Genomic DNA, 9,758 nt, shown 5'->3' with positions numbered 1-9,758 from the left:
GCTATTCCCGAGTTGCTGGCGCTGCTCGACATCAAAGGCTGCCTGGTATCCATCGATGCGATGGGGTGCCAGACCGAGATCGCCGAGACCATCCTTCAGCAAGGTGGCGATTACTTATTGGCCGTCAAAGGCAACCAACCCAAGTTGTTCGAGGCGGTTCGACAGGCCCTCGCCCCGCTGGCGGCCACCCCGTTATGCGCAGAGACGATGACGCTTGAGAAGGCTCATGGCCGCATCGATGGTCGTGAGTACCATGTCATGGCGGCGGGCGAGTTGGCCGCCCAGTTTCCTCATTGGAAACAGTTGCACAGCATTGGCGTGGCCATCTCCTATCGCGTTGAAAATATGCAAAAAATTACCATAGAGCAGCGTTATTTCATCAGTTCCAAAGCGTTGGTGCAGGATGAGTTTGCGCGAGCGGTGCGTGGGCACTGGGCCATCGAAAATAGCCTGCACTGGGTGCTGGACGTCACGATGGGCGAGGATGATTGCCCGATTTATCGCGGTGATGCCGCAGAGATTTTGGCGTGCATCCGGCACATGGGGCTGAACATGCTCAGGGCCGAGACTTCACGCAAGGCGAGCGTAAGACGGAAGCAAAAAATCGCAGGAATGAGCAGTGAATATCTGGAAACGGTACTCAATGCGGGTCTCAAAAAACTGGGTGAAATTTAACAAAATGTTCACGCTCTCACCCTGGATAGGGTAATCAGCACTACCGAGCAACTGCTGGCCAATAGCCAGCAGCAGAAAAAGGCGCTGATGCAGCAGCTACTGACCGGAAAAAAACGCCTGCGGGATAACAAGGGTGTGAGATTTTGTGGTGAGTGGAAACTAGACAAGCTATCAAAAATATTTGAAAGAGTGACAACCAAAAATGATGGTAAAAGTACCAATGTTGTCACTATCTCTGGACAGCAGGGCTTAATCCGTCAAGAGGATTTCTTTAAAAAATCAGTCGCATCTGACATCCTTGATGGTTACTTCTTGCTAATGAAAGGGCAGTTTGCATACAACAAGAGCTATTCAAATGGTTATCCGATGGGGGCGATTAAGCGTCTCAATCGCTACGCCGATGGTGTTGTGACCACTTTGTATATCTGCTTTGAAATATCTGAGTCAACCAAGGCAAATGGTGATTTTTGGGAACACTATTTTGAATCTGGATTACTAAATAAGGGGCTCTCACAAATTGCACATGAGGGTGGCCGAGCTCATGGCCTACTTAATGTAAAACCAACAGATTTTTTCTCACTGAAAGTACCTTTGCCATCACTAGATGAACAACAAAAAATCGCCACAGTGCTGACCGTTGCTGATCGGGAAATAACCATCTTGCAACAAAAACTCGCAACCCTAAAGCAAGAGAAACAGGCGCTGATGCAACAACTGCTGACCGGTAAGCGTAGAGTTAAAATCAACTAAATAGGTGATAAGTATGAAGCTGGGTTTCTTTTTTGGTGCTGGAGCAGAAATCGGATATGGTCTGCCTAGTGGTGGAAAATTCGCCATCGACCTTTTTCGTCAAGATCCAAGTCAATACAAGACCGAACTACGTGACCAGCTTCGTACATTGGATTCACGTTCACCTTATGCCAATGACTGGCTACCACAAGGATATGTTGGTAAGAGTATTTATGCTTTTGGACGTAACGAGTTTACCAGCATTATCGAGTCATCTATCGAATACAATCGGGACGAAATAATTTGCCGTCTAAATCGTTTTGATCAAGAGTGTGATGATGCTATTTTGGCCTTGGGTATCAATAGGGCAACACTAGAGCGGGTATTTTTAGAACTGACAGGCACCACCATAGGTGAGCGTTTATACACTCACGATATTCGCCTTAACGAATTATTGGCGAGAGATGTAAGATTATTTGAATCTGAGTATTACTCAGCCATGTTGGATGTGGTTCGTGCATCGGCTCACAACGATGATTTGAAAAGGTATGTTTCATCCTTTTTACAATTATTAGTCGGGGCTCATGGTCAAGCTCTTGTACAACGTCTGAACCAAGAACTGTTTGAGGCGGCACCGGATGATTTGCCTATCTTTGATGACATTGCTGGTCTGTTCCGATTGGAGTTCAATCGCATTGGCTCAACAGCTTTGGAACTGTTGTTGGAAGAGAACCGAAATTTCGATATTGGCGAGGAGGCGACAGCACTAACACTCTTTTGTGCAATAGCACAAAAGGTACTGGAAAACCTATTTACGACGGTACTCGACTATCAGAAGCTGATAGATGATCATTTTCGCTACCTATTTTCTCCATCCACTGAGTGGGCCAAGTTCACTCGCATGGTTATTTTCCTCAAGATTGCCCGCGATTACATTAGTGCTCAAGCGCCAGCAGCAGAAGATCTCCCGGCTCAAGGTTATTACCACGACCTGGCTACATTCGATGGAGATCACACATTCTCGGCCATCGGTACGGCCAACTACAACAGTCTGCTAGCCGAGGTTTTCCGTGGCATGGACATAGCGCTGCCGGAAATAATTCATCTGAATGGCAGTGTGCATGACTATTACAACCCTTATAAAAATGCTGTCATTACCTGTGATAACCCAGATGATGTAGATAACAGTCAGATCCATGTTCCTTTCATCCTGACACAAAGCGGTCTTAAGCCTCTTACTTCGGTGGCCATGTCACGGCGGTACGTCAGGCTTTTCGATGCTTATGCTGAGTCTGATGCTATCGTCGTTGTGGGTTTCGGATTTAACAAGGACGACAGCCACATTAATGGGCTTTTCCGTGAACTGGTAGAGAACCAAGGTCGGAAATTAATTCTCATTGCAAGGAGTGTGGATGGCACCGCAGAAGATCAAAAACGGCGGTTACGCAATAAGCTACGTATTTCTCATACATTTAGCCACTTATTGACGGTAATTCCCGTAGATGATCGCACAAGACTTCAAGGTGATCGCCTGTGGCTGGATCAAGTCTTTGCTGCTCTGCAAGAGGAATAATCGTGGCGAACACTTCTGTATCAGCGATGACCCAGTCAACACCTAAATTTCAGGAAGAGTACAGCGCCAAGATCCCGGCTTTGACCCTGCTCACCCAGTTGGGCTGGACTTTCCTCTCCCCCGAACAGGCGCTTATCGCAAGGGATAACAAGGCCGATCAGGTGGTGCTGCGCCAACAACTGCGCAGCGTGCTGGCCGAGCGCACCTTTGTGTTTGCGGGCAAGACCTATCCACTGTCGGCCAAATCGGTGGACAATCTGGTGAGCGAGCTGTGTAGTCCGGCCCTGAATGAAGGATTGCAGGCGGCCAACGAGCGGCTCTATAACCACTTGCTCTATGGCATGTCCGTCACCGAGTTTGTTGATGGCAAGAAGGTGAGCCCAACCATCCCCCTCATTGACTGGCACAATCCGCACAATAACCGCTTTACCTTTACCGAAGAGTTTCGGGTTACCCGCGCAGGGGGCATCGAGTCGCGTCGCCCGGATATCGTCTGCTTCGTCAATGGCTTGCCCTTGGTGGTGATCGAGGCCAAGCGCCCGGATGGCAACGCCAAAAAAGGGCCGACCATCAAGGAGGGGATCTCTCAAAGCCTGCGCAACCAGCGCCCGGACGAGATCCCGCTGCTGTTTGCCTACAGCCAGTTGCTGCTCTCCATCAACGGTATCGAGGGGCGATATGGCACCTGCGGTACGCCGGAGAAGTTCTGGGCTGCCTGGCGTGAGGAGGACATCGGTGATGGCGAGATGACGGCCATCAAGAACCAGCCGCTGTTACCTGAACAGATTGCGTCCCTCTTTGGCCACAGACCCGCCACCGATCTCGACTGGTATCAGTCCCTGGTTGCGGCGGGCGAGCTGGCCGTCAGCGATCAGGATCGGCTGCTCATCAGCCTGCTTTCCCCGGAGCGGCTGCTGGAGATGACCCGCCTGTTCACCCTGTTTGACAAGAAGGCGGGCAAGATAGTCGCCCGTTACCAGCAGGTGTTTGGCATCAAGCGGTTGATCGAGCGTATCAACCAGAAACGCCCAGATGGCGGGAGAGAAGGTGGGGTGATCTGGCACACCACTGGTTCGGGAAAGTCGTTCACCATGGTGTTCCTCAGCAAGGCACTGATCCTGCACGACAGTTTGAAACAGTGTCGCCTGTTGGTGGTGACCGACCGGGTGGATCTGGAGAGCCAGCTCAGCAAGACCTTTGCCTCCAGCGGTGAACTCGCGGGCAAGAAAGATAAAGAGGCGGCCATGGCCACGTCGGGCAAGCGGTTAGCCGAGCAGATCGGTAAGGGCAGCGAGCGGATCATCTTCTCGCTTATTCAGAAGTTCAATTCAGCCACCAAGTTGCCGGAGTGCATCAACAAGAGCCCGGATCTCATCGTGTTGATCGATGAGGGCCACCGCAGCCAGGGGGGCGAGAACCACATACGCATGAAGCAGGCGCTGCCCAATGCCGCCTTTGTCGCCTTCACCGGCACACCGCTGCTCAAGGATGACAAGACCACCAACAAGTTTGGCCCCATCGTCCATGCCTACACCATGCAGCGGGCAGTCGAGGACAAAACGGTGACGCCGTTGCTCTACGAGGAGCGCATCCCCGATCTGGAGGTCAACGAGCGGGCCATCGACAGCTGGTTTGAGCGCATTACCCAGGGGTTAAACGAGCAGCAGCAGGCCGATCTGAAACGCAAATTTGCCCGCAAGGGCGAGATCTACAGCGCGGAAGATCGCATCAAGCTGATTGCGTTCGATATCGCCAGTCACTTTTCAAACCACATCGTCGAGGGGCTCAAGGGCCAGCTGGCCTGTGATAGCAAGGCCTCGGCGGTGCTCTATAAAAAGTATCTCGATGAGGCGGGATTGTTCGAGTCGGCGGTGGTGATGAGTCCGCCCGACAGCCGGGAAGGCAACACCGAGGTCGATGAATCAACCACCCCGCTGGTTACCCAGTGGTGGAAGGAGAATGTCGGTGCTCTCTTTGGTTCTGGGGATGAGCAGGCGTACACCAGACATGTCGTGAATCGTTTCGATCAGGATGACGACCTCAAGTTGCTGATCGTGGTGGACAAGTTGCTGACCGGCTTCGATGAGCCAAAGAACACAGTGCTCTATATCGACAAGCCACTCAAAGAGCACAACCTGATCCAGGCGATTGCGCGGGTCAACCGGCTGCACCCGAAGAAGCAGTTCGGTCTGCTTATCGACTATCGCGGCATCTTATCCGAGCTGGATACCACCATCGGTAAGTATCAGGATCTTGCTTCCCGCACCCAAGGCGGCTATGACGTTGACGATCTCAAAGGCCTCTACAACCAGATGGGCACCGAATATAAGCGGCTGCCTCAGCTCTACCAGACCCTGTGGAACATCTTCGCCGGGGTGAAGAACAAGCAGGATATCGAGCAACTGCGCCAAGTGCTGGTGCCCAAGATGGAGGAACTGGACGGCGAACTGGTGGATGTGAACCTCAAGGTGCGAGAAGACTTCTACGAGGCTCTCACGGCGTTTGCCAGTTGCCTGAAAGTGGCGTTGCAGTCGGCCTCTTTTTTCGAGGACAGCGCCTTTAGCGAGGCGGATCGTCGCCACTACAAAGAGACGGTGAAACAGCTCTCCAGCCTGCGCCAACTGGTGCAACAGGATGCAGGTGAGAAGGTTGACTACGACGAATATGCCGAACAGGTGAAGAAGCTGCTGGATAAGCATGTGGTCGGGGTAGAGGTTAAAGAGCCGGGCGGCGTCTATGAAGTCGGCAAGATGGGCCAAAAGCAGCCAGAAGAGTGGAGCGAGAACAAGACCCGCAACGAGACCGACATCATCAAGACTCGCGTCACCCGCATGATTGAGCAGGAGCTATGCGACGACCCCTACGCCCAGGAAGCCTTCTCCAAGCTGCTGCGCCAAGCCATCCTTGATGCGGAGAAGCTGTTCGATCACCCGCTCAAGCAGTACATGCTGTTTCGTGAGTTCGAAGAGCAGGTGCAGGAGCGTCGCCTGAGTGAGATTCCTGACGCTTTTGCTGGGCATCGCCACGCTCAGGCCTACTTTGGGGTGTTTAAAAAGGTACTGCCGGAGGTGTTCGCCATTACCGACAGCCAGGTACAGGAGAAGTGGATAAAGCTGGCCTTCGAGATCGATACGGTCGTGGATGCATCGGTGGCCGAGCACTCCATCAACCCGCAGAACATCGAGGCGGGTATTCGCAAGCAGTTGCTGCCGCGTATGTTCCAGGAGTGCAAAGCAATCGGCAGTGGTATGGAGCAGGCCAAGAAGATTGTCGAGATGGTGGTGCAGATCACCCGAGTCGGCTTGAGCGGAGTCTGATCAGATGAATGTGCCTATTCGGGTCAAGGGCGATGCTCAGCCCCAGGCTCCAGCTCCATCCTTTAGCTTTCGCTACGGCGATGAGCGGATCGCCTTCGAGCGGGTGCAACGGAGACAGGCTAGCGGCAAGGTGCTTATCAAGGTGCATCCCGATTGCCGCGTCGTGGTCTCGGCCCCGCGTGAGACGGCTGATGATGCGGTTCTCGCAGCGGTCAAGCAGCGCGGACGCTGGATCTACGAACAGTTACGCGACTTTCGCCAGCAGTTGGAGCACGTCACCCCACGCCAGTACATCAGCGGTGAGAGCCACTATTACCTCGGCAAGCAGTACCTGCTCAAGATGATCGAAGCCCCTGATTCGGTGCAGGGGGTCAAAATGCTGCGTGGCAAGTTGGAGGTGTCGGTTCGACAACGTAGCGCCGAGAAAGTTCGTGAGCTGCTGGCAGACTGGTACAAGGCCCGTGCCAAAGAGGTGTTTGCCAGACGCCTCAACGCCATGCTGGATCAAGCCATCTGGGTCACGGGCAGACCAGCACTGCGCATCCTGACTATGCAGACACAGTGGGGCAGTTGTTCCCCCCATGGCCGGATCACGCTCAACCCACATTTGGTCAAAGCACCCCGCGAGTGTATCGATTACGTGATCCTGCACGAGCTCTGCCATATCGCCGAGCACAACCACAGCGAGCACTTTTACCGGCTGATGAGTCAGGTGATGCCCGGTTGGGAAAAGACCAAAGCGAAGCTGGATGGCATGGCTAATCGCTTGTTGACCTGAGTTATCTGCTCGTCAGTCACCCGCAGCCCGGCAGGCCCCCTTGCCGGGCTGAATTTTTTGGTGTGGATGCATTGATTGCTCTTCGCATGGAGCCTTTTGTAGCCAAAAACGGACATTTTTTCTGAGCGGAATCATCAATCGCTTCAGAATAATGTTCTATATCCGCCACCCTATTATGTCAAAAAAGGAATAAAAAACATTTACTTATTATTTATAAAAATAAATATTCGTGATTATGTATGCTTATGTGATTTTTTATAACTATATGTTTTTTAAGATAAAAAATGAAATTTTGTTGAGTGTGGCATTTTTGCCATGATAGCGTCGATAGTTATTATTTATAAAAATAAATAAGTAAAAACAACGCCTTACGTGCACTATTGCGGTTGACGACCCCCTGCCCAGTTACTAGGTTGTATGCAGGTCAGGTAGGAGTAGTCATGCAGCAAAAAACGGTTCAGCAGCCCATCGTCACCGATGCGGAGATCGCAAAAACAGCACGGTACAACCGAGACATCAAAGCTTCGGGGTATCGCCCCTGGGTCACGGTGCGGCAGTCCCACACCTACGGCCAGGGGCAGATTGTATTTAGCCACAAAACGGGTCGTGAGCATCATCTTCTCAGCCGTGGCGAGAGGGCACCATTTTTCTATTTCGAACGCGATCCAACTGTTATCGACATTCTCGAACAGTATCCGTTACCACTGCATCAAACTCTAGAAATTGCTGCCTCTCTGAACGTTGTCCATCCAGGTAATTATAAAGAACGAGGTAATCATGGTGGCCGCATCCCAGCCAAAACTATGACTCAGGATTTTGTCATTATTCGGCAAACGGAGGCAGGGAAGCATATATTGAGTCCATATAGCTTCAAATATTCTGATGCGCTGGATCCAGAAATAACATCCCCCCGTGTTGTTAATCGTACATTGGCAAAAGAGCGAATTTCCCTTGAGTATTGGCGTACTCAAAATATTGATCATGTGTTGATAACAGAGAAGAGTTTTGACGCCACCATTATTTACAATTTAGAGTTTCTACGAGAATGTTTTGATGAGGCTGAACTGATTCAGGTTTCGGCAGAATTTTATGCCAATGTTATTGTTCGGTTTAGGCACCACATGATAGCAACCCCTTTATCCACGCTGCTGATGTTAATTCATCAGGTAGCCTATGAACTTAATATTGATAAATTTCAGGTGCAGTGTTTGTTCCAGCACGCGGTTTATACCGGTCGTTTGAATATCGATTTGACACAACGAATCGAGTTATACCGTCCTCTGTCAGTAATACGGAGGTCTAATGCGGGTTAACCAAAAGATCGTGTCTGATACCAAAAATAGTTCCGAGCTGCTGATCATTGATATCTGCTGGGATACAATGCGGCTAGCTGTAACTGAATTGCTACTCGTTTCACCGAAACGGCCATTTACCTTGTCGCTTGACGAAGTTGAAAATGATATTTCTCAAGGGCGTAGACATATAGCAGATCATGATTTTCCAAAAATCATCTATGAAGCAGATAATAACTTAAATCCAAGCTGGATAAAAAAACGTGATGAAGGACTTGCTACGCTTGAACCCCTAATAAGCGATCATGAACTGAGGCATCGTTATCTATATGGTGACTCAAGCGGGATTTTGAAACTACTCATTGATCGTTCAGGAAAAAGTAAAAAGTATGTCACTAGTCAATTGAATCGCTACTTCCGATGTGGTGGCATTCCAAATGCGCTATTACCTAATTACTTCGCATGTGGCAAAAATCACCAGTTGCCTACTACATACCTGGAGCTGGAAAAGGGGAAAGTTTGTCTTGCATCAAAACGAGGGCGCGAAACGATTTATGGTAAATCTTACCGTGGCATTACCCAACAAGACATTAAAAATATAGTATTTTTCTCCAAGAAAATCCGCTCGGGGACAGAAGTCCAGCTTTCTCGGTTGTATTTGGATTTTTGTATGGAGTATGCTTCGACAGAGTTGCGCCCGATGGGAGCCCCGGACGAGGATATTGCTGAACCGTTCAAAATGTTACTACCCAGAAATTATCTTATTTCTCCCAAATCATTCAAGCGCCAGCTTACTAAATATGTTGATCAGTTGACGTTTTTGAAAAAACGGGTAGGTAGTATAAATTATGATCGAGATTACGCCGGCAAGCCCGGGCTCGCGAGAGCGGGACTCCGAGGACCGGCATCGCGCTACGAAATTGATAGTACTATTGCAGATATATATATTCGATATTCCTACAGCAAAGATGAACTAGTCAGTATAGGACGACCTGTAATCTATAGTGTTGCGGGAATTCAGATAATAAGTGCGACACTCATGGATGAATGGCGAGAGGTGGCCAACTGATGATTGGTGGTACCCTTATGCTCGCCAAAGTAAAAGCAGTATCACCATGAGCTATCAGCAGTTGACCGAGGGGCAACGATACCAGTTATCGGTGCTTCGCGCACAGGGGATGTCCATCCTTGCCACCGCACGCGCCATTGGCGTTCATCGCTCCACCCTCTACCGGGAGCTGCGTCGTAACGCCGGGCCGCAGGGCTACCAGCCAGACAATGCGCATCAGCACGCCACCCACCGACGGGCCAGTGCGGCCAAATCTCGGCTATCTGCCGATGTCATCCAGTTTGTCGAGCTGACACTCGCCTGGTGGTGGAGCCCGGAGCAGATA

General features: G+C 50.7%; 7 protein-coding genes and 1 pseudogene. All 8 read left to right on the top strand.

The annotated features are described in order from the left end of the window. Nucleotides 1-675 (top strand): annotated as a pseudogene (locus AB5Y97_RS11530) (ISAs1-like element ISAs12 family transposase); the annotation flags it as partial. An 87-nt stretch (nucleotides 676-762) separates the two neighbouring features. Continuing rightward, nucleotides 763-1,425, top strand: coding sequence for a restriction endonuclease subunit S (locus AB5Y97_RS11525; protein ID WP_270694296.1), 663 nt, complete (start codon nucleotides 763-765; stop codon nucleotides 1,423-1,425). Between the two features lie 13 nt (nucleotides 1,426-1,438). Then, the gene (locus tag AB5Y97_RS11520) at nucleotides 1,439-2,977 is read left to right on the top strand and encodes a hypothetical protein (protein WP_024946116.1); all 1,539 of its coding nucleotides are present in this window, start codon (nucleotides 1,439-1,441) and stop codon (nucleotides 2,975-2,977) included. Nucleotides 2,978-2,979: 2 nt separating this feature from the next. Further along, nucleotides 2,980-6,294, top strand: coding sequence for a type I restriction endonuclease subunit R (locus AB5Y97_RS11515; protein WP_368157951.1), 3,315 nt, complete (start codon nucleotides 2,980-2,982; stop codon nucleotides 6,292-6,294). A gap of 4 nt (nucleotides 6,295-6,298) precedes the next feature. Next, complete coding sequence (locus AB5Y97_RS11510) at nucleotides 6,299-7,072, top strand: M48 family metallopeptidase (protein WP_368157949.1); 774 nt, start codon at nucleotides 6,299-6,301, stop codon at nucleotides 7,070-7,072. Between the two features lie 440 nt (nucleotides 7,073-7,512). Further along, nucleotides 7,513-8,385 carry a TnsA endonuclease N-terminal domain-containing protein gene (locus AB5Y97_RS11505; RefSeq protein ID WP_368157947.1) on the top strand — a complete coding sequence of 291 codons (873 nt, stop codon included), beginning with the start codon at nucleotides 7,513-7,515 and terminating at the stop codon, nucleotides 8,383-8,385. Between the two features lie 10 nt (nucleotides 8,386-8,395). Beyond that, nucleotides 8,396-9,433 (top strand): hypothetical protein, encoded by a 1,038-nt coding sequence (locus AB5Y97_RS11500; RefSeq protein ID WP_368157945.1) that lies wholly within the window; start codon nucleotides 8,396-8,398, stop codon nucleotides 9,431-9,433. Between the two features lie 46 nt (nucleotides 9,434-9,479). Then, the coding region (locus AB5Y97_RS11495) for a transposase (RefSeq protein ID WP_368157254.1) at nucleotides 9,480-9,758 on the top strand (279 nt) is incomplete at its 3' end.

The sequence above is a fragment of the Aeromonas sp. R10-2 genome (assembly GCF_040908445.1).
In the GTDB taxonomy this organism is placed as follows: Bacteria; Pseudomonadota; Gammaproteobacteria; order Enterobacterales; family Aeromonadaceae; genus Aeromonas; species Aeromonas veronii.
The sequence above is the reverse complement of the archived record's forward strand: the minus strand, read 5'-3'. Positions and strand labels throughout refer to the sequence as shown.